Source organism: Bacillus sp. FSL R9-9834 (assembly GCF_038006905.1).
In the GTDB taxonomy this organism is placed as follows: domain Bacteria; phylum Bacillota; class Bacilli; order Bacillales; family Bacillaceae_G; genus Bacillus_A; species Bacillus_A pacificus.
On sequence record NZ_JBBOWD010000001.1, the window covers coordinates 5,029,825 to 5,050,749 of the forward strand.

Below are 20,925 nucleotides of genomic sequence, written 5' to 3' on the forward strand. Positions count from 1 at the left end.
TTTCGAGATTAGCTCCTTTTTCTATTCCAAAACCAATTACTTATTATAATACCTGTTAATCCGCCGCACGTATCCAGTAATGAATCTTGCCACATCGGTGTACGATCGCCCGTAAACCATTGATGAATTTCATCAAATGTTGCATATCCCGCAACGAAAAGGAGAGCGTATATAAAACACCTTTTTCTCGAATAACCTGATCGATGAAAAGCGTAATACGTCAATGAACCGAGCATAAAGAACACCATAAAATGAGCACCTTTACGAAGGAAAAACTCAATAAATCCACCTACACCTTTATTTGCAATACTAACAGGTGTACCACCGCCGTAATCGATAGATACCCATGAAAAATGCTCTTTCACAAACTCCACATTTACATATTGTTCAATATCCGAACGCATATCCTGCTTTTTATATGGTTGTGCCGAGGAATAGAAAATCAGCCCCATCCATAGTAAAACAGGAATCCAAAATAACCATTTACGATTCATTCTTCCGAAACCCCTCTCTTATTCTTTTAAGAGTACCAAAAAAAAGAATAAATTTCACGCCAAAACATGACATTTGCATCCTATTTATATAGTGAAAGGGGGTGATAAACATGGCAGTCGAAACAATCGTAATGGATTTAACTTTACGTCTCGTCTTAAACAATGGATTAGATAAGAATGGAAAAACAGTTTTTAAGAACAAACAATTTAAGCGCGTAAAAACAAACGCAAACTTAGAGCAAGTACAAAACGTAGCACGTGCTCTTGCTTCTTTACAAGCATCACCACTTCACGCTGTACAACTTGTTAGCACATCAGATCTTTCTACCCTTTAAGGTGGAAATGTAATCAGTGGGGATGCCCCACTGATTACAAAATAAATAAAAAGGAGGAATCAACGTATGCAAGTACTAGAATTAATTTTCGCGAAAGAAGATGGAAAAACAGTTGTCTTTTCTATCGAGAAGCCGATCACGCCCGTCGATGCACAAGTCGTAAATCAAGTAATGGATACGATCCTTGCCTCATCTGTATTTTCATCAATTAATGAAAATACCCGAAAAAAAGGAGCTCGTCTCGTAGAAAGGACTGTATCTGAAGTTCCCATTACCTTATAGACAAAAAGACGAATCTGCATCATTTTGCAGATTCGTCTTTTTTCTTCGGCATTTCAATTGGAATAAAGATTTTTGAAAAACCGACGCATACATATTTATAGTGTTCTCCGCCGATATCAAATTCCGTCTTATATGTTGAGAAGAATATATAATCATCTCGCTTCGTATAATGATCGATTAACAATCCAACTTGCGGCTCAACATATTTTTTCGCCAACTTCTTACCAGCCGATGCTAAATCACCAAGGAGCCCCTCTTCATTTTCCTTTTGAACTTCGTCTAGCTTCTTACTTACATCATTACGTTTCATAAACTGCTTCGCTGCCCAATCCGTATATTCACCTTTACTCGGATTACTATTTGCTAAATATACTAGAAGAACAACAACTAGAGCCATAATAATATACCTTTTCTTCATACTATCTCACCGCCTACTCTTTTCTATTTTCATATATATGTACAAGCGATGCAAATTAGAAAGACTATCATCTATTGATTGTAAACGAATAGCTAAAATTTACAATATGAAATAAAAGATTAACAATTAATTTACTTAATTCGTATATAATTATATTGAGAATTATTATCATTTATAAAGGGGGAATTGAATTTATGAATGACGAAAATGATATTATTATTTCTAATTCTACAATGATGTTAGAACCACACAAGCACCCTTACTATCAAACAAAGATTATCGAAAGTAGCGGGAACCATCTTTACTCCTGTCAAACTGCTCTCCAACTTATCAAGAAATCTTGTCTAACCAATGTTCACTCTACTTATCAAGGTAGACGGAAAGCAGTTCAAACAAACTTTCATTTCAAACGAAATGTGCCGATTCCAATTAATCATCGAGAATATATTTGTGCTTTTCCAACAGAGTCTCCTTCTTCTCCAAACTGTATATGGCTATTTTATAACCATATAGATGACATAGAGTTTTTCAAAAAAAGTAAAAAAGCTACCATTCATTTTTCAAATGGTACAACTACAACTATACATATCAGTCAACATAAGTTAAAACAACAATTATTAAAAGCCGGATATGTATTATCACGTATGAACATGCAAGATTCACTACAATTTAAAAGCCTCTTACTACATTTACTACCTTAACAGAATAAGTAGAATGGAAAGCAATATTACTTGCCTTCCATTCTTATGATCATGTTTATCCTCTTAAGCTATTTCGCATTTTCTCAAGTGCTTGCCGATACATCCACCTCACTTGATAATAGGTCATCTCTGTCTCTAAAGCGATTTCCCCCATCGTCTTTCCTACAAAAAAACGCTCAAAAATAATATACTTCTCCTTCTCATCTAATACACTCATAAAATCCTTCGCTTTCATTTCAATATCTTCAAAATGAAAGATATCCTCATACTCTCCTACACATACACACTTTTCTTGCACTGCAAACTCTTTCTTCAACCTTTCTAATATATAACCACGCACCGTTACAACTGCATATGCAGGAAAACTCCCTTTCTCCGCATCAAACTTTTCATACGCATGCCAAAGACCGATTAACCCACATTGATAATACTCTTCATAATCTTGATAGATCCCTAACCTCTTTATTTGATTTACAATCAATCCTTCATACAACAAAGCTGCCTCTTTAAAAGTCGCTGGCTTCACACAGTACCTACTTCTAAAAGGTATACCTCTTTATTATTCCGCCGGTACCTCCACAATATAAAAATAAAGAGGGGAATTCACTGTGAGTAATTTTAAATACTATCGCTGAAATTTAAAATTACACTAGGTTGTATTTGAAATTTCAACGGCGGTATTTGAAGTAAGGGTACAAATAAAAAAGGTGACTCTTGGGAGAGCCACCTTTCTTAACAAATATATTATGCACCAATACCAGTTAACCCTTTTACAACACCTAATGCAACTGATAGAACGAAGAAAATTACGATTAATGTTGTAGCTTGTTTCTTACTTAAACCAGCTACAATGTGTAATCCTAGTCCCGTTAAAACCAAACTCCAAATATTGAAGATTTCAATTGAAGAACCAATTCCATGTAACACTGTCCCTTTTTCGAATAAAGGAGCTAAACTTGTATAAATATCAACACCATTTCCATCAAATACAAAGCCTAACGCTACATTTAACAATCCGCCGATATAATAAACAAGATTAGCATATAAGTAAATAGATAGTATCTTCATGTACGGAGTATCATTGCTCATAAACATCATAATAATTTTATAAAAACCAGCTGCAATAAATAGCCCTATAGGGGTACCTATTACACCAACAAGTGCTCCACCACCAAGTGCAAATCCTTTTATCATTGCGCCCGCTTCACCGTTTAACTCTTTTGCCATCTCTGGCGTATTAATTAATGTTAAGTATGCTGCACCTGTTGCCATAAGTGTTCCTAATAAAACGAATAAGACAAATGCGACCCAAACCGGACTTTTCGTCTTCATTCTCTCAAACTGTTCACCTGGAGAAGTAATCATTCCAAATAATGATGGCTTCTTTCCACCTGCATCTTGCGTATTAATATTTGCCTCCATTATAACGCCTCCTTATTTATACTGGCACATTTGGTAAAAATGCCGCAATTAACATAACGATCGCTGCTAAGAATAACGCTTTAATAATAAATAAAACGATAATTGGAATAGCTGCTTTCACTTTACTTACTCCCGCTGTAATTTGCAGTCCTAACCAAATTAAAACGATATTCCATAAATAGAACACTTCAATTGTATTACCGATTCCATAAGCGAGTGAACCTTGCTCAAATAGTGGTCCTAAACTTGTATATGCATTTGGTGCTTCACCTAAAATTAAAGCTATAATTCCATTAATAAATCCACCAATAATAGCAACAATGTTCGCATATACAACAATCGTTACTAATTTTTTATAAGAGGTATCATTCCCATAGAACATCATAAATACTTTATAGATAGCTGCTACAACGATTATTGCAAACATACCACCTACAGCACCCGACACAATACCAGAAATAACGTCAGATGTCAGTGAACTCTGTCCTGCAAATTCACCTAATTCTTTTTTCATTTTAACCATCTCAGGTGAAGTATTCGTAACGTACGTAGTAAGACCACTTAAAAGCCCCTGTAATAGCGCCATTAAGAAGAACATACCCCAAACTTTCTCGCTCGTCTTCATTCTCTCAAACTGTAAAGCAGGAGAAGTAATCATTCCAAACAATGACGGTCTCTCTCCGCCAGCTTTTTGTGTATTCACATTAGCTTCCATTATAACGCCTCCTTCCATTTATATAACCCGTTCTAACGGGCGGTTCACTTCCTCATATAGAGGCTACGAACCGCCCACTAGAACGGTAATGTTTAGTTCTACTACACTAGTAATTACTCATAACGTAATGCTTCAATTGGATCTAATTTCGCAGCTTTATTCGCTGGAATTAATCCGAAAATAATACCGAGTGTCATCGAGAATAATACGCCGCCGACGACAACTTCCCATGAAACAAGAGGTGGCCATTTTGCGAATGTGGAAACGATATATGCTCCGCCATATCCAAGACCAATTCCAATTAAGCCGCCTAGAAGTGTTAACATAACTGCTTCAATTAAAAACTGTAATAAAATTTTACTACGCGTTGCCCCAAGTGCTTTACGTATCCCGATTTCACGCGTACGCTCCGTTACAGATACGAGCATAATGTTCATAACACCAATACCACCAACGACTAATGAAATACCTGCGATACCACCAATAATCATCGTCATAATGTTAGTAACTTTAGAAACACCTTCTTGGAATTCTTTCAAGTTTACTAATTCATATTTACCTGGAATTTCACTTGGCTTACGACTATTTAATACATCAACCGCTTGTTTCCCTGCCGATTCTAAATCATCTACATTTTTCGACTGAATTGCGATATTTTGAATATCATCTGTTCCGTATAAAACAGGCCATAACGTAAGCGGAATTAACGCTTCTTCCATTTCAAATCCCATAAACTCATTATCAGATGTATACACACCGACAATTTGCATCGGTTGTCCCTTCATCTCAATAATTTGCCCGACTGGGTTTACGTCCTTAAATAATACTTCTTCTGTTTTTGTACTAATCATCATAACGTTATTTGCATGAGAAATATCTGATTCACTTAAAGTACGTCCCTTTACGACCTTTACTTTATTAACGGCAAAATATTCATTATCAAGACCAATAACATTCAGATTTGCTTTTTTATCATTTACATCAAGTGTCTCCATCCCCTGATTTGTTGTAATAACGTGGGATACATCCTTCACTTGTTTTACTTCCAGAATATCTTCTTCCGTTAACTTCGGTATTTCATGCCCGCCCATATTAAACTCGTCATTAATATCTGCTTTAAATTGAATTGGCATAAGATTATTACCAGAACCAGCGATTTTCGACTTCAGCATCGCTTCCCCGCCTTGCCCGATTGCAACGACAGTAATAATAGAACCAACGCCGATAATAATACCGAGCATCGTAAGAGCTGAACGCAGTTTATGAGCTAAAATAGAAGAGAGGGCAATTTTTATACTATCTAGTAAACTCATACCGCACACCTTCTATCTTCTGTAATTTTCCCGTCTCGCAATACAATGCGTCGGGAAGAATACGCTGCTACTTCCTCTTCATGCGTAACCATAACAATTGTTGTACCTTCTGCATTAAGCTTCGTGAAAATATCCATAACTTGCTCACCAGACTTCGTATCAAGCGCACCAGTCGGCTCATCGGCCATAATGAACGTTGGATTATTCGCGATCGCTCTTGCAATTGCTACACGCTGCTTCTGTCCACCTGACAATTCGTTCGGTAAATGATGCACGCGGTCTGCTAATCCAACTTTACCTAACGCCTCTAAAGCACGCTTCCGACGCTCTGCTTTCTTTATGCCACCATATACGAGCGGAAGCTCAACATTTTCGACTGCTGAAAGACGCGGCAGCAAATTAAAGTGCTGAAACACAAAACCGATATATTCATTACGAATTAAAGCAAGCTTTGACTCGTCTGCTGTTAAGATATTCACATCATTCAACATATATTCGCCTTCTGTTGGACGATCTAAACAGCCGATAATATTCATAAGCGTTGACTTACCAGAACCAGACGGTCCCATAATCGAAACGAACTCCCCGCCTTGAATTGTTAAACTAATACCATGCAAAATCGGCACTGCCAATTTTCCTTGATAATACGTTTTAGCAATATTATTTAACGTAATCATTTCTCTTTCACTTCCATTCCGTCATACACATCGTCGGAAGGATTTTTAACCACCTTTTGCCCCACTGTTACGCCTTCAGTAATCTCTGTCCAGTCTCCATCAGTAGAACCTTTTTTCACATTTTGTTTGCGAAGCTTTCCTTTATCCTCAACATAAACAAATGCATCATCACCTTTTTCTACAATGCTCTTAGTCGGAACAGCAACCATCTTCTTATTCTCTAAATTTACTTGCAGAGAAACGTGATAACCTGGAGATAAACCATCTTGACTATCAAGACTTGCTTTATATGTATATTGAGACATATTTTGAGTCGCTTCACCCATACCGCCAGCTTGTGCCATCTCTGCACTTGTTGGGAATTCACTTACTTCTGTAATCTTACCTGTCCACTTCTTCTTATTATTTGCTTTCGCAGTAACAGTAAATGTTTGATCTTTTTGAATTTGTGATTTTTGAAGCTCAGTTAACGTCCCTTGAATTTGGAACGGATCTTTAGAAGCCACTTGTAAAAAGGCTTTCCCTTGACCACCTAACGCTTGAGATGAACTTTGCGCCGCATCTTTATCTAACTTTTGAACGACACCCGCAAAGTTACTATAAATCGTAAGCTCTTTCTGCTTTTTACTTAACTCTTCTTTCTGCAACTTCCCTTTCTCTTTCTCAAGATCAGTTGTCTTTTGCGCCATCTCCAGCTCACTTACTTGCTCTTCCATCGGATCTGTTACTTCTTTCCCAGCTCCGCTATCTTTCGCCTTCTTAATTTCTTTCTTCAACGAATCAATTTTCTTCTTCCCTTGATCATAACGCATATCTGCCATCTTCTGATCAAGCTCAGCTTGCTTCATTTGAAGATTAATCTCTTCATTATCATAAGAGAATAACTTCGCACCCTTCTCTACCTCTTGTCCTTCTTTTACCTCAATATCTTTCACTTTTCCTTTGGCCGGATCCGCATAAAAACTTTCAATATTCCCAGGCTTCACTTGACCTGAAATTAACTTCGTATTATTCAGCTTACGCTCCGTTACCTTCTCGAAACTTACAGCATCAGCAGATGTTGATGCCCCCTTCTTCTTCCCTTGCATTACAAAAATATTAACTGCTGCTACAATAACAATTAGTGCAATAACCCCGATAATAATCCATTTCTTCTTCTTGTTTGGAGTACGAACCGTATTTGGTACCATATTCTCTCTCCTTTTTATAACTTAATAGTTTAATATAAAAATTGTATAAAACTTTCTGAAAATGAATTACATATTATTACATTCTTTTTACAAAGTTTTACACATCCATTTATATTGTAACAAAAATTCCAATGATTAGAAATATGACATTATGTCTTTTAAGATAGATTTAAGGAAAGATTATAGTAATATAAGAAAAGCTATCCAAAATGATAATTGGATAGCTTTTCAAACAAAATATTACGCCGCTTTAGGAGCTTTGCTTTCATGTCCACGTTGAACGATGAACAAGAAGATCGTTGATAAAATAGCACCTGTTAATAGTAAGATGAAGCAACCATCCCAGCCAGAACGATCAACGATAACACCAATTGCTGCGTTTGCTACAAGACTTCCGCCTACGTAACCGAACAGACCACACATACCAACTGTCGTACCTACTGCAAATTTCGGTACTAATTCCATCGCACTTAAACCGATTAAGAATTGTGGTACATAAATTAAACAACCGATAATAGAAACTGCAATACTTACAACAAGTATGCTAGTTGCTTGCCAATATACAAACGTACCAATAACAACTCCGACCATACTAATGATACATAATGGCATACGTTTTCCTTTAAATAATTTATCACTTAAAAGACCAACGATTAATGAACTTGGAATTGCCATACCTTCAAAGATTGCGTACGCCGCATGTGCTTCATTTTTTGAGAAACCTTTAACTGTCGTTAAATAAAGTGGAACCCAGTTAATAACGCCGAAACGAATTAAATAAACGAATGCATTTGCAATACATAAGAACCATACAAATTTATTTTTCACTACATACTTCATTAAAATTTCTTTTGGTGACATCTTGTTAGCATGATCTGCTTTTTCAAGATTTTCATAGTCATTACGATACTCATCAATTGGAGGAAGACCTTCTGATTCCGGTGTATCCTTCGCATTAATCCAAACAAGAACTGCAATTACCATTGCGATAATCGCTGGGAAAATAAACACGCCGCCTTGCCAATGATTTTCACCAAAAATACCTACACCAATTCCGACAAGTGGTGGTACAAGCATTCCACCAACGTTATGTGAAATATTCCAAAGACCTGTTTTCGTACCACGTTCTTTCTTCGAGAACCATTTCGTCATAACGATACTACAAGGTGGTGCTCCCATACCTTGTACAATACCGTTCACAACAAGTAATGTAACGATCATCCCAAATGAAGATGCAAAGCCGAAGCAAATATTTACAAGCCCTGATAAAAATAAACCGACCGCGATAAAGCGCTGGGCGAAAGCTTTATCTGATAAATTGCCCATAAAGAACTTACTAAATCCATAAACAATTGCCATTACTGAACCTAGTAGACCAATTTGAGCTGTACTAAAACCGTATTCTTGTACTAAATACGTACTTGATAACGTAAAGTTACTACGAACTAAATAATAAGCAGCATATCCAACTGAAATTCCGATTAACACACGAATACGTAGTAATCGATATACACGGTCGATCATATCCGCAGGCAATCTTTCAATTGCAGGTGCTGGCTTGAGCCATTTAAACATATTCTTTCGTCTCCTTTTCTCACTTCTGAGAGAGACGTTGTCTATTCCATATCTCGATTATTCCACTATTTGATATATGTTGGTTCGATCTTCTAACCGGCTGTCCTTCTATTTCTTTCTCGTTCTTCGCAAACATCGTTGGTACGCCAAACGAAACCTTTTCTAAAATGTGACCCGCTTCTTCTGATAAACAATAATCAATAAATAAATCCGCAATAATACCGTTCGGTGCACGTTTTAGTTTCGAAATCGCATTAACAGATAGCCCTGTTTGCTCAGGTACGATACTTACAACTGGAAAGCCTTGTTTTTGAAGCATTCTCTGATCTCCCATGAAATTGATGCCTATCATATACTCACCACTCGCAACAAGCTCTACTGGCATGTAACCATTCACCGTTACTTCACCAACTTGCCCTGCAAAGTTCTTAACATATTCTTTCGCTTCCTCTTCACCTACAGTATCAATAAGTGATTGAAAAAACGTATAGGCTGTTCCTGAAACATTTGGATCTGGCATAACAATCTTTCCCTTATATGCTGGATTTAATAAATCTTGCCACCTCGATGGATAAGGAAGTCCGAGCGGTGCTAATTCTTCGTTCCACCGCTCTTTATTGATCGCAATTGCCAGCTTCTCTACTTCATAACCGTACCAATAACCGTCTTTATCTTTCACAGTTTTTGAAATACGGTTCGCATGCTGACTCGTAACAGGAATAGATAGATTTTTTTGCTTCATCATTTGATGCGCGTCTACCGTACCGCCAATAATAATATCCGCTTTCGGATTTCCAGCTTCCTCTTCTACCCTGCGAAGAAGCTCTTCTGTCGAAAGACGAATAAATTCATACGTACAGCCGCGTGGTTTACAAAATGATGAAAGCAACGCTTCCCCAACTTCCTCGCGAGCCGCTACATACGCAACAAGATGACGATCATTCAAAATAGGGAGACCACTTTTATTATATTTAATAGAGGTTGTATCTCGAGAGCAACTAGACATCGCTCCTCCAATTACTAGCAAAAAGAAGAAAAAGGCTATCTTTCTCATGACACATTCTCCTTTACAAATACATTTGCGAGGGAGCTTTTCATATACATGACATTCCCATTATTATCACCGAGATATTGCACAACAAAATACGATGGATACACAGAAATAGTAAGAATGTCTTCACGCTCATTCTTTATACGCTTACCATTTTTATAAGCGGTAATATAAGCGATCGGTTCATTCTGTGATTGTAATAACTTCTGGATTTCTCCGTAATCTGTAATTTGCTTTGCATACCGAATCGAATCAAGTATGTGCGTAACATTCACCGCACGTTCTACACCACCTTGGCGTACTATGACATCCTGTGCTGACGCAAAAAAATCATGAATACGTTCTGGTGTGTAATACAGGCTTAACAAATACGTTTGCAATGCTGAAATCATTGGATCCGTACCATTCTTTCCGTACATATCAGCCCCGTACTGGAACAAGTCACCTACTGCAAAAGTACGTTTCTGTCCATTCAAGTACGTTACTTCTCCAGTAAATACTTGTTCTTGATTCTTAGCTTCACTCGGATTGATTTGAATTCGGTCAAAGAATGAAACAATCGTATGCAAACGAACTTCATCCGTTATAACAATTTCTCCCCACTTTTCATGCCTAACCTTCATTTCAGTAGGCAGGGATTCATTCACTCTTTGTAAAACAGCTTGTTTGTCATTCACGATTGTGATCCGATTATATATTTGCTTCTCCATCACATAAAACAAAATAAGAGAAACGATTATACAAAGGACAAACATAAGAATTTGAAATGATAGCCTTTTCATTTCTGCCTACCTCCAAGATAAAAAAACGTTGTTTCGAAAATACCGCATAATTGTTTCATAAATGTATCATTTAACCGCTTTCAAGTTTTTTATGTCTTCCATCCGTCTCGGAAGTAAGAATGTAATAAATATGGTAGTACCAACCTCTTCACTACTCTCAATCCGCATACTTCCGCCCTGCTTATTCATAATCTCCTGACAAATATACAAACCGTAACCATTCCCGTAACTAGAAGAAAGTACCTTTCCTTCTGGCGATTCATTCCACTCTGCCAGCACACCTTCATCTATACCAATGCCATCATCATGAACAAACACCTTCGCCTCACGTTCATTTACAATGACATTCATACGAATTTGCGTAGCATCGCTATATTTTATCGTATTATCTAGCACATTTAAGAAGATCTGTTTCGTCTTATCGAAATCGGCAACAACATATACATCTGTTAACTCATTAATAACTTCAATCTCAAACTTCTGCAGACGAGGTTTCACGATTGAAACTGCTTCTTCGGCTAATTCCTTTATATTCACAACTGTAGGTGATATTTCAAACGTACTCGTCCCGTACTTTGAAGACTTAAGTAATTCCTCTACAAGTGATAATAAACGCTCACTTTCTACAGCTACATAGCGCAAGCTCTCCTGTACATCTTCCTTCTCCTTTAACTTCGGAATTAAATCCACATAGCCAATAATCGCCGTTAGCGGTGTTTTTAGCTCATGCGTAATGCGATCTAAGAAATCTTTCTGCTTCTCTTTCTCTTCCTTCAATTGCTTAATATGTAGTTCAATCCCATCAGCCATCGCATTAAAAGACGCTGAAAGCTGCGCAATTTCCACATATTCATTTAGCTCAATCTTACTTTTATAATCACCATTCGCAAGCCGGTGCGCCATTTGCCTTAACTGATCAATCGGCTTATGAAGAGACTTTGCTAAACGAATTGCAAAGAAAATACCTGCAGCTACGAGACAAAGAGACGTCATTAAAAACGTCCAACCGACATTTGTTAACACTTCCTTCTCACCCGTTAACTCATTTATAAAACGAACACTACCAATGACATCGTTTCCATAATAAACCGGGCTTGAAAACAAAAGAATTGGAGCTGGGTCTCCCTCTTCAAACACATAAGATTTCTTTCCCTTCAAAGAACTCTCAATATCAATATTCCGATGAAGAAGTGCTCCCTTTTGCGTATCCGCCACAACATCCCCATTCTTCCCGATCATCTGTACACGGACATCCATGCGCTTCGCTAAATATGAAGCAATTAAAAGTGAATTAGGACCGAGCGTCTCTACCTCTGCTTCCTTCTCTAAATAATTCATCGTATAAATTTGTGCTTCTACACTTAACTTTTCTAAAGAATTTGCCGCGTTATGATACATATTCTTTTCTAACGTAATATAAACAACTGCGTACAAAAGAACAAATATCGGGATTAATAGTCCAACGATTCCAAACACCATATTTCTTTTTAAAGACATACCATCACCACTTAACAATCCAGTTTATAACCAACGCCATAAATTGTCTTAATATATTCTCCGCTATTCCCGAGCTTCTTCCGCAGTCTTTGCACCATAATATCAACCGCTCTCGTATTTCCGATATACTCAAATCCCCATACTTTCTCAAGTAACTCATCTCTCATAAATACACGCTGCGGATTGGAAACAAACAACTGACATAAATTAAACTCTCGGTACGTTAACTGAATCTCTTGCCCACTCACATGCACTTTTCTTTCCTTAGGACAAATCGTTATCTCTCCCGCCCCGATTACTTCATGGCTTACCGTTACCTCCTTCTTCTTCACGCGCCGCGTCATATTCTTGACCCGAAGAATAAGCTCCGCATAATTAAATGGCTTCGTCACATAATCATCTGCACCAAGCTGCAAGCCAAGCAATTTATCATTCATCTGACTCTTCGCAGTTAACATGAGCACTGGAATATCCCGATCCTTCTCCCGGAACAAACGAAGTAACTCATACCCATCTGTATCTGGAAGCATAACATCCAAAATCAAAACATCCGGCCCTTCATTCCATCTCTCTAAAGCTTCTCTCCCGTCAGCCGCCGTAAGCACTTCATATCCTTCCATCTCAAGCTGCATCCGAATCAAATTACGAATACTCGATTCATCATCCACTACAAGTATTTTCATCATTCTCCTCCTTCCATCCTGTATTATAGTACAGTTTAGTATAGCAAAAATCTTATAAAAAAAGAGAGGGTATTGTCGAACATATGTTGAACGACAATACCCTCTCCTTCACTTATTAGTCTTACTTATCATAACCATTAGGTTTCTTCTGATGCCAATTCCAAGCATGCTCAATGATTGTCTTCACATTTACATACTGAGGATCCCATCCTAACTTCTCCTTCGCTTTCTGAGAAGAAGCAACTAAACGTGCTGGATCTCCCGCACGGCGCGGCGCTACTTCAGCTGGAATTTCATGATTTGTAACTTCACGAACTGCATCAACGATTTCTTTTACACTGAAACCATTACCATTTCCTAAGTTATAGAAATCACTTTCTCCGCCGTTCTGTAAGTCCTTAAGACCTAAGAAGTGAGCCGCTACTAAATCTTCAACATGAATATAATCACGGATACAAGTACCATCTGGTGTATTATAGTCATCACCAAACATCATAATCTTCTCACGTTGACCTAACGCCACTTGCAATACAAGAGGAATTAAATGTGTCTCTGGACGGTGATCTTCCCCAATAATACCATTTGGAGTTGCACCAGCCACGTTAAAGTATCTGAAAATCTTATAACGTAAATTAGAAGCTTGGCTATACCAATGAAGCATCTTCTCGATTGCTAACTTCGTTTCTCCATACGTATTCGTTGGATTTGTCATCGTTTCCTCAGTAATAAGGTCTACATCTACCTCACCATACGTCGCTGCAGTAGAAGAGAAAATAAACTTATCTACCTTAAACTCATCCATTACCTCTAATAAACAAAGTGCACCATACACATTGTTATTATAATATTGCAGAGGCTTCTCCATACTAACTCCCACTAAAGAATCAGCTGCGAAATGCATAACCGCCTCAATATTTTCTTGTGTAAACACATCTCTTAAAAATGCTTTATCACGAAGGTCGCCATTATAAAACTTCGCACCTTCCGTAATTGCATCCTCATGACCCGTTTGTAAGTTATCTACTACTACTACAGATAAACCTTCGTCTACTAATTTTTTCACAGCGTGAGAACCGATATAACCAGCTCCGCCGCAAATTAGGATTGAACTCATTGTCTTCCTCCTACTATATATTAGGATTTCTTATTCACTCTCTTATTATAAAAGGTATACGATTGCTCGTATACCTTTTGTGTACCTTTATTACTTAGCAACGAAATAATCCGTTACATATTGTGCCCAAACTTCGTGGCCTTTAGCACTTGGGAAACCGAATTCTTCTGTTAAATATGGCAAAATAGCCTTCGTTGACGCATCAGGCCATGCTCCCCAATGATCCACATATGTATAACCATTTTGCGTCGCAAATTGCTTTAACGCCTCAATTGCCTTCGGATAATTCTTCGCACCATACACTGGGTTTGGTGGTTGAATCATAATTGTAGCACCCTTTGCACTAGTAGAAAGTGCTTGTACAAATTTTTGCGTACTTGCCACAGAGTTTCCATTACCAATTTCATTATTATCAGTAATGAATGGTGGTTCAAATAAAATTACATCTGGATTACCTTCCGCGATTTCTTTATCACGTTTATATAAAATTAATGCCTCTGTACTTTCACCCTTATATTCCTTTACTGTCACATTCCACAAACCTTTACCGTAAGCAGTTTCTAAATTAGCCGTTAACTTAGCTGCCCAAGCATCTTTTGCAGATGAAGAAGCTTCATCACCAACAATAACAAGGTTGACTGCCTTTTTATCCTCAGCAGCTTTCTTTAACTTCTCTTTCACTTCATCTGGTAAATTCTTCGCATATGCTTCATTAAAAGATGACTTCGCATCTTGTTTCTTCTCTGATTTCTTCGTTCCACTATCTTTAACTTCAGACTTCGTTTTCGTTACTTCACTCGTTTGTCCTGTTGCATTCGCAACCTTCTTATTCCAGTATAATTTACCGCTCACAACCGAAGCGACAAACAATACAAAAATAACTAGGACAAATACTGCTTTCTTATTCATCGATTCACCTCATCTATTAATCTCACAACATATAATACTAATATAAATTCACGCAAAAATAAACCCAATCCCTACCAAAGGAGTTGGGTTATTACATATTACTTAGTCAATTCAAGATGTGATCTTAACTTATTCGTAATATCTTGTTTTGCTGCATCTGGAACATAGTAGTACCAAATACCATCAGCGGCTTTGTGTCCGTCACCTGGGATTTGAATTTCTTCACTATTTTTCAAGCAATCTTTATAGTTCTTTTGCATATCAAACATTTGATCTTGCGTTAAGTTTGTCTTCACATTCTTTTGAATCGCTGTTAACACATCACCGTAGCTTGATAAAGAAGAGAAGCTTGCGCCCTTCTTAATAACGGCTTGCATTACTTGACGTTGACGCATTTGGCGTCCGAAGTCGCCGCGTGGGTCTTCTTTACGCATTCTAGTATATTTTAGCGCTTCATAACCGTTTAAATGAATATTTCCCTTAGATAAATGAACCCCCTCCAAAGAAAACTCTAAATCATTATATACATCTACCCCTCCAACAGCATCTACAATATCCTTAAACCCTTCCATATTTACTTCAATATAATAATTGATGGGAACATTTAAGAATTTTTCTACTGTTGCCACGGACATATCTACGCCACCAAATGCATACGCATGGTTAATTTTATCACTTTTTCCTTTTCCAACAATTTCTGTATATGTATCACGAGGTATACTTACTGTTTTCATTGAATTATTTTTAGGATTTAGCGTGATGATCATTAAAGAATCGGAGCGCCCTTTATCTTCTTTAATTTCATCTGCTCCTAATAACAAAATCGAAACAGGCGCAGATTTTTCAATTTTTTCTTCTTGCTTTCGCACATTTTGATCACGTTTTAGTGGCTTATGAACCTCATCCAACGTTTTAGAAACTGAGGAGTATATATTATAGGCGTAAATCCCTCCCCCTATAATAACCACTCCTAAAATCCCTAATACCCAAAACAGTAGTTTTTTCTTCATTATCTTAACCTTCTTTCCATAGACCACTCTACTAACTTAGTCTAATATAAACGTACTGCTTTTCTAATAAGGATGAAATAGTTAAAAATCCCCTTTAACTTATTAATATCCATCCTTATTTGTTGATTGCCATCTCCAAGAATCCGCACACATCTCTTCTAATCCACGTGTTGCTTCCCACCTTAGTTCAAGCTTCGCTTTCGAAGCATCGGCAAAGCATACTGCTACATCACCAGGGCGACGCTCCGTAATTTTATAAGGAACTTTCTTACCCGAAACTTTTTCAAACGCTTCAACCATCTCAAGCACACTATAACCTGTGCCTGTACCGAGGTTATAAGCATCTACTCCCGTTGTATTCAGTACTTTTTCAAGCGCTTTTACATGACCATTTGCTAAGTCTACAACATGGATGTAATCACGGACTCCCGTGCCATCTTTCGTTAGATAGTCATTTCCAAATACCCTTAATTCCTTTAGCTTACCTACTGCTACTTGTGTGACATATGGCATTAAGTTATTTGGAATTCCATTTGGATCTTCCCCAATTCGTCCACTTTCATGCGCACCAAATGGGTTGAAATAACGAAGTAATGCGATACTCCATTCCGCATCTGCAAATGCTACATCACGCATCATTTGTTCAATCATTAATTTTGTTTGACCATATGGATTTGTTGCACTTAATGGAAACTCCTCTGTAATCGGTGACGTTTCCGGGATACCATATACAGTTGCAGATGAACTAAAGATCATCTTCTTCACATTACGCTTTTGCATCACTTCACATAATGTTAATGTACTAATAATATTATTATGATAGTACGTTAATGGCTTTGCTACTGATTCACCCACGGCTTTCAAACCTGCAAAGTGAATAACAGCCTCAATTGTATTTTCCTCAAAAATTTTATTCAGTGCCTCGTAATTCACAAGATCTTCTTTATAAAACTTAAATTGTTTTCCTGTTAACTCTTTCACTCGATTGATAGACTCTACTGAGCTATTCGACAAATTATCTACTACAATAATTTCATAATCATTATTCAGTAATTCTACGCATGTATGACTACCAATATATCCTGCTCCACCTGTTACAAGTATCGCCATAATTATAGTCCTCCTCAAATTCAATGTTACTCTTAATTTTTGATTTCATGTCATAATGCTATAGCAATATTTAAATATAAAAAGTATTTTTCGCAGTCTACTTCCCCGACAAGATATGCACAGACATATGTTTCTAAAAATCTATGATTTTAATAATTACCTTATATAACTATTAATTAAAAGATATCGCAATATATCTACTTTGGTTCTTTATTTTCCTAATAGTAATACTCTCTTCAAAAGTCATTACTTTAAACATTAGCCTCTTAAAGAATTTTTAGAAAGTTTCCTAAAGCTACTTTCCAATCCGGTAATGCTTCAAAGCCATTTTGTTGAATCATTCCTTTATCAAGCACTGAATATTTAGGGCGTACAGCAGGCCTTGGAAAATCTTCCGTCTTTAGCGGATTAACTATTACTTCAATCTCAGATTGCTTGAATATCTCTTTTGCAAATTCATACCATGAGCACACTCCTGAATTAGAACCATGATATACTCCATATTTATCAGTTTGTACAAGGCTAATAATAAATCTTGCTAAATCAGCGGTATAAGTTGGTGAACCTACTTGGTCATGAACAACTCCTAATTCTTTATTCTCCTCTGCCAAACGTAGCATTGTTTTCACAAAATTATTACCATATAAACCAAATACCCAAGATGTTCTAACAATATAACTTTTTGAACAATACTCTCGTGTATACTGTTCTCCAACTAATTTTGATTTACCGTATACAGTCTGAGGATTTGTTTGATCATCAGCTTTATATGGAGTGTCTTTTGTTCCATCAAAAACGTAATCAGTACTTACATAACAAAACTTTGCCCCTACTGCTTCAGCAACTTGAGCCAAGTATTTCGTTCCTTCAGCATTGACTTTAAAAGCAACTTCTTCATCACTTTCCGCTTGATCTACTTGTGTATATGCTGCCGTATGAATAATAATATCCGGCTGAATTAATAATACTTTTTCGCTTACTTGTTTTTCATCTGTAATATTTAACTCTTCTCTACCGAATCCAAAAACTTCCCATGTCTGTTCTTTTAATAACTTTACTACATCTTGACCTAACTGACCTTTAGCTCCTGTTACTAATACCCTCATATTTTATACCTCTAATCTATTCGCATATTGATTCTTGAAGTATTCTTGGTATTCTCCAGAAATAATATTTTTCCACCAATCTTGATTTTCTAAATACCATTTAATAGTTTGCTCAATACCTGTATCAAAGTTATACTTTGGCGACCAACCTAACTCTTCACGAAGTTTTGTCGCATCAATTGCATAGCGTCGATCATGACCTGGACGATCTGTAACATACTTAATTAGCGATTCTGGCTTATCTAATGCTTTTAAGATTGTTTTTACAATTTCAATATTTGTACGCTCATTGTTTCCACCAACATTGTACACTTCACCATTTTTTCCTTTATGAAGTACTAAGTCAATTGCCTGACAATGATCCTCCACATGCAACCAATCACGTACATTTAAGCCATCACCATATACTGGTAATTGTTTATCATCCAGTGCATTAATAATCATTAGAGGAATTAACTTCTCTGGGAAATGGAACGGCCCATAATTATTTGAACAGCGTGTAATATTCACAGGCAACCCAAATGTTTCATGATAAGCACGAACTAATAAGTCTGCACCAGCTTTACTTGAACTATAAGGGCTATTTGATGCCAACGGTGTTTCTTCCGTAAAGTAACCTGTTTCACCTAAAGTTCCGTATACCTCATCCGTTGAAACTTGTAAGTATTTTTTTACTTCTGCATTTTTTGCAGCATCTAGTAATACTTGTGTACCTTGAATATTTGTTTGAATAAAGATATCAGGATTTGTAATACTTCTATCAACATGTGATTCTGCAGCAAAATTTAATACATAATCAAACTTTTCGTCTTTAAATAATTGATTAATAAACTGACGATCTGCTATATCACCTTTGACAAATTTATAATTAGGTAATTCCTCAATATCTTTTAGATTTTCTAAATTACCTGCATATGTTAACGAATCTAAGTTTACAATATTATATTCCGGATACTTCTTCACCATATATCGAACAAAGTTACTTCCAATAAACCCTGCTCCACCTGTTACTAATACTTTCATGTTAGTCCTCCTTATTTCTCGTACACAAAATTAATATTTGCTTCTTCTAATAGTGGATGTTTAGTATCCTTTTCTGATAGAATCGGTTCACTTACCGGCCAATCTATTCCTAATGCTGAATCATTCCACAAAATACCTGCATCATGCTCGGGAGAATAGTATTCATCCACTTTATACGCCACAGTCGAATTCGGTACTAGTGTACAAAATCCATGTGCAAACCCTTTTGGAACTACTAATTGACGCTTATTATGTTCACTTAAAATAACACCAACCCACTGACCATATGTAGGTGAGCCTTTACGAATATCAACAGCTACATCATAAATGGCACCTGTAATACAACGTACTATCTTCGTCTGTGCTCTAGGATTTAATTGGAAATGTAATCCTCTCAAGGTTCCAGCAGGTACGGATAAAGATTGATTATCCTGAATAAATTCATAATCTAAACCAAGCTTATCAAAAACAGTTTTACTATAACTTTCCATAAAATAACCCCGATGATCGCCAAATACTTTAGGCTCTAAAATAACTATATCTGGAATCCTGGTTTCAACAATATTCATTATACGTACTCCTTTATTGATAAATTGGTTGCTTTTGTTTACTTTGCTCTGCCAATCGAATTAAATATTGACCGTATTGATTTTTTCTCATTGGTTCTGCTAATTCAAGTAGTTGCTCACGGGTAATATATCCTTTTCTAAACGCTATCTCCTCTAAACAAGCTACTTTTAAACTTTGACGCTTTTCAATTGTTTCAATAAATTGAGATGCCTCTAATAACGACTCGTGCGTACCAGAGTCTAACCAAGAAAAACCACGCCCAAGAATTTCAACATGCAACTCTTGTAATTGTAAATACACCTTATTAATATCAGTAATCTCTAATTCACCACGAGGTGATGGTTGAATATTTTTTGCAATTTCTACAACACGATTATCATAGAAATATAAACCCGTTACAGCATATTGTGATTTTGGATCTTCTGGTTTTTCTTCAATAGAAATTGCCTTTCCATATTCATCAAATTCTACAACCCCAAAACGTTCGGGATCATTTACATAATACCCAAAAACAGTTGCGCTCTCTTGACGTTCTACAGCATTTTGTAATAATTTTGTTAAACCATGTCCATAAAATAAATTATCACCAAGAACAAGAGCTACAGAGTCATCGCCAATAAACTCTTCTCCAATAATAAATGCCTGAGCTAAACCATCTGGTGAAGGTTGCACAGCATATTCGAGCTTTATCCCAAACTGTGAACCATCTCCCAATAACTCCTTAAAACGAGGTGTATCCTGTGGGGTTGAAATAATTAAAATTTCCCGAATACCAGCAAGCATCAGTACAGATAATGGGTAATAAATCATCGGCTTGTCATATATTGGTAATAATTGTTTAGATACCGCCTGTGTTAGTGGATATAGGCGTGTGCCGCTTCCACCAGCTAAAATAATCCCTTTCATAGTACTAATTAACAACTCCTTCTTTCTCATTTTTTATTAATT

The 20,925-nt window shown here is 36.7% G+C and carries 24 protein-coding genes; 3 read left to right on the forward strand and 21 right to left on the reverse strand.

Translation table 11 applies throughout. From position 1 onward, the window contains the following. Positions 1-8: 8 nt before the first annotated feature. On the reverse strand, positions 9-494 hold the full coding sequence (locus MKY00_RS26380) for a VanZ family protein (protein ID WP_001080717.1): 486 nt from the start codon (positions 492-494) through the stop codon (positions 9-11). A 110-nt stretch (positions 495-604) separates the two neighbouring features. Here MKY00_RS26380 and MKY00_RS26385 point away from each other — a divergent pair, with 110 nt between their 5' ends. Both MKY00_RS26385 and MKY00_RS26390 read left to right on the forward strand, forming a co-directional pair. Continuing rightward, positions 605-829 (forward strand): DUF1659 domain-containing protein, encoded by a 225-nt coding sequence (locus tag MKY00_RS26385; protein ID WP_000257707.1) that lies wholly within the window; start codon positions 605-607, stop codon positions 827-829. Positions 830-895: 66 nt separating this feature from the next. Then, positions 896-1,111 carry a DUF2922 domain-containing protein gene (locus MKY00_RS26390; protein WP_016718961.1) on the forward strand — a complete coding sequence of 72 codons (216 nt, stop codon included), beginning with the start codon at positions 896-898 and terminating at the stop codon, positions 1,109-1,111. A 19-nt stretch (positions 1,112-1,130) separates the two neighbouring features. On the opposite strand, the gene MKY00_RS26395 is transcribed toward MKY00_RS26390, so the two are convergent. Then, a complete protein-coding gene (locus MKY00_RS26395) occupies positions 1,131-1,529 on the reverse strand; it encodes a DUF4359 domain-containing protein (RefSeq protein ID WP_000747726.1) in 399 nt (132 codons plus the stop codon). Between the two features lie 194 nt (positions 1,530-1,723). Between MKY00_RS26395 and MKY00_RS26400 the strand changes: the two genes are divergently transcribed. Then, positions 1,724-2,230 carry a competence protein ComK gene (locus MKY00_RS26400; protein ID WP_000997440.1) on the forward strand — a complete coding sequence of 169 codons (507 nt, stop codon included), beginning with the start codon at positions 1,724-1,726 and terminating at the stop codon, positions 2,228-2,230. A 55-nt stretch (positions 2,231-2,285) separates the two neighbouring features. On the opposite strand, the gene MKY00_RS26405 is transcribed toward MKY00_RS26400, so the two are convergent. The 19 genes from MKY00_RS26405 to rfbA form a co-directional block, all read right to left on the reverse strand. After that, positions 2,286-2,756: a sigma-70 family RNA polymerase sigma factor gene (locus tag MKY00_RS26405; protein WP_016718962.1), complete on the reverse strand. Its 471-nt coding sequence runs from the start codon at positions 2,754-2,756 to the stop codon at positions 2,286-2,288. A 218-nt stretch (positions 2,757-2,974) separates the two neighbouring features. Further along, positions 2,975-3,652 carry a Yip1 family protein gene (locus MKY00_RS26410; protein ID WP_016718963.1) on the reverse strand — a complete coding sequence of 226 codons (678 nt, stop codon included), beginning with the start codon at positions 3,650-3,652 and terminating at the stop codon, positions 2,975-2,977. A 16-nt stretch (positions 3,653-3,668) separates the two neighbouring features. Continuing rightward, positions 3,669-4,367: a Yip1 family protein gene (locus tag MKY00_RS26415; protein WP_016718964.1), complete on the reverse strand. Its 699-nt coding sequence runs from the start codon at positions 4,365-4,367 to the stop codon at positions 3,669-3,671. A gap of 113 nt (positions 4,368-4,480) precedes the next feature. Further along, positions 4,481-5,680 (reverse strand): ABC transporter permease, encoded by a 1,200-nt coding sequence (locus MKY00_RS26420; RefSeq protein ID WP_016718965.1) that lies wholly within the window; start codon positions 5,678-5,680, stop codon positions 4,481-4,483. Then, complete coding sequence (locus tag MKY00_RS26425; protein WP_000631615.1) at positions 5,677-6,357, reverse strand: ABC transporter ATP-binding protein; 681 nt, start codon at positions 6,355-6,357, stop codon at positions 5,677-5,679. The genes MKY00_RS26420 and MKY00_RS26425 overlap by 4 nt, the downstream gene beginning before the upstream one ends. Next, positions 6,354-7,547, reverse strand: a complete 1,194-nt coding sequence (locus MKY00_RS26430) for an efflux RND transporter periplasmic adaptor subunit (protein ID WP_016718966.1) — start codon at positions 7,545-7,547, stop codon at positions 6,354-6,356. The genes MKY00_RS26425 and MKY00_RS26430 overlap by 4 nt, the downstream gene beginning before the upstream one ends. Positions 7,548-7,787: 240 nt before the next feature. After that, positions 7,788-9,122: an MFS transporter gene (locus MKY00_RS26435; protein ID WP_000477605.1), complete on the reverse strand. Its 1,335-nt coding sequence runs from the start codon at positions 9,120-9,122 to the stop codon at positions 7,788-7,790. A gap of 19 nt (positions 9,123-9,141) precedes the next feature. Beyond that, complete coding sequence (locus MKY00_RS26440; protein ID WP_016718967.1) at positions 9,142-10,176, reverse strand: ABC transporter substrate-binding protein; 1,035 nt, start codon at positions 10,174-10,176, stop codon at positions 9,142-9,144. Beyond that, entirely contained in the window at positions 10,173-10,955 is a 783-nt protein-coding gene (locus MKY00_RS26445; protein WP_016718968.1) for a DUF3919 family protein, read from the reverse strand. Before MKY00_RS26445 ends, MKY00_RS26440 begins: the two co-directional genes overlap by 4 nt. A gap of 66 nt (positions 10,956-11,021) precedes the next feature. Beyond that, positions 11,022-12,452 carry a HAMP domain-containing sensor histidine kinase gene (locus tag MKY00_RS26450; protein WP_000054051.1) on the reverse strand — a complete coding sequence of 477 codons (1,431 nt, stop codon included), beginning with the start codon at positions 12,450-12,452 and terminating at the stop codon, positions 11,022-11,024. A gap of 11 nt (positions 12,453-12,463) precedes the next feature. Further along, on the reverse strand, positions 12,464-13,135 hold the full coding sequence (locus MKY00_RS26455) for a response regulator transcription factor (RefSeq protein WP_000699577.1): 672 nt from the start codon (positions 13,133-13,135) through the stop codon (positions 12,464-12,466). A gap of 121 nt (positions 13,136-13,256) precedes the next feature. Continuing rightward, positions 13,257-14,249: a UDP-glucose 4-epimerase GalE gene (galE, locus tag MKY00_RS26460; protein WP_000095013.1), complete on the reverse strand. Its 993-nt coding sequence runs from the start codon at positions 14,247-14,249 to the stop codon at positions 13,257-13,259. Positions 14,250-14,339: 90 nt separating this feature from the next. Next, positions 14,340-15,158: an SGNH/GDSL hydrolase family protein gene (locus MKY00_RS26465; protein WP_016718969.1), complete on the reverse strand. Its 819-nt coding sequence runs from the start codon at positions 15,156-15,158 to the stop codon at positions 14,340-14,342. A gap of 98 nt (positions 15,159-15,256) precedes the next feature. After that, positions 15,257-16,168 carry a polyisoprenyl-teichoic acid--peptidoglycan teichoic acid transferase TagU gene (gene tagU / locus MKY00_RS26470; RefSeq protein ID WP_016718970.1) on the reverse strand — a complete coding sequence of 304 codons (912 nt, stop codon included), beginning with the start codon at positions 16,166-16,168 and terminating at the stop codon, positions 15,257-15,259. A 102-nt stretch (positions 16,169-16,270) separates the two neighbouring features. Next, positions 16,271-17,278 carry a UDP-glucose 4-epimerase GalE gene (gene galE, locus MKY00_RS26475; protein WP_016718971.1) on the reverse strand — a complete coding sequence of 336 codons (1,008 nt, stop codon included), beginning with the start codon at positions 17,276-17,278 and terminating at the stop codon, positions 16,271-16,273. Between the two features lie 266 nt (positions 17,279-17,544). Continuing rightward, entirely contained in the window at positions 17,545-18,384 is an 840-nt protein-coding gene (gene rfbD, locus MKY00_RS26480; RefSeq protein WP_016718972.1) for a dTDP-4-dehydrorhamnose reductase, read from the reverse strand. Between the two features lie 3 nt (positions 18,385-18,387). Next, complete coding sequence (rfbB, locus tag MKY00_RS26485; protein ID WP_016718973.1) at positions 18,388-19,407, reverse strand: dTDP-glucose 4,6-dehydratase; 1,020 nt, start codon at positions 19,405-19,407, stop codon at positions 18,388-18,390. A gap of 11 nt (positions 19,408-19,418) precedes the next feature. Continuing rightward, positions 19,419-19,976 carry a dTDP-4-dehydrorhamnose 3,5-epimerase gene (gene rfbC / locus MKY00_RS26490; RefSeq protein ID WP_016718974.1) on the reverse strand — a complete coding sequence of 186 codons (558 nt, stop codon included), beginning with the start codon at positions 19,974-19,976 and terminating at the stop codon, positions 19,419-19,421. Positions 19,977-19,989: 13 nt separating this feature from the next. Beyond that, entirely contained in the window at positions 19,990-20,883 is an 894-nt protein-coding gene (gene rfbA / locus MKY00_RS26495) for a glucose-1-phosphate thymidylyltransferase RfbA (RefSeq protein ID WP_016718975.1), read from the reverse strand. Positions 20,884-20,925 lie beyond the last annotated feature (42 nt).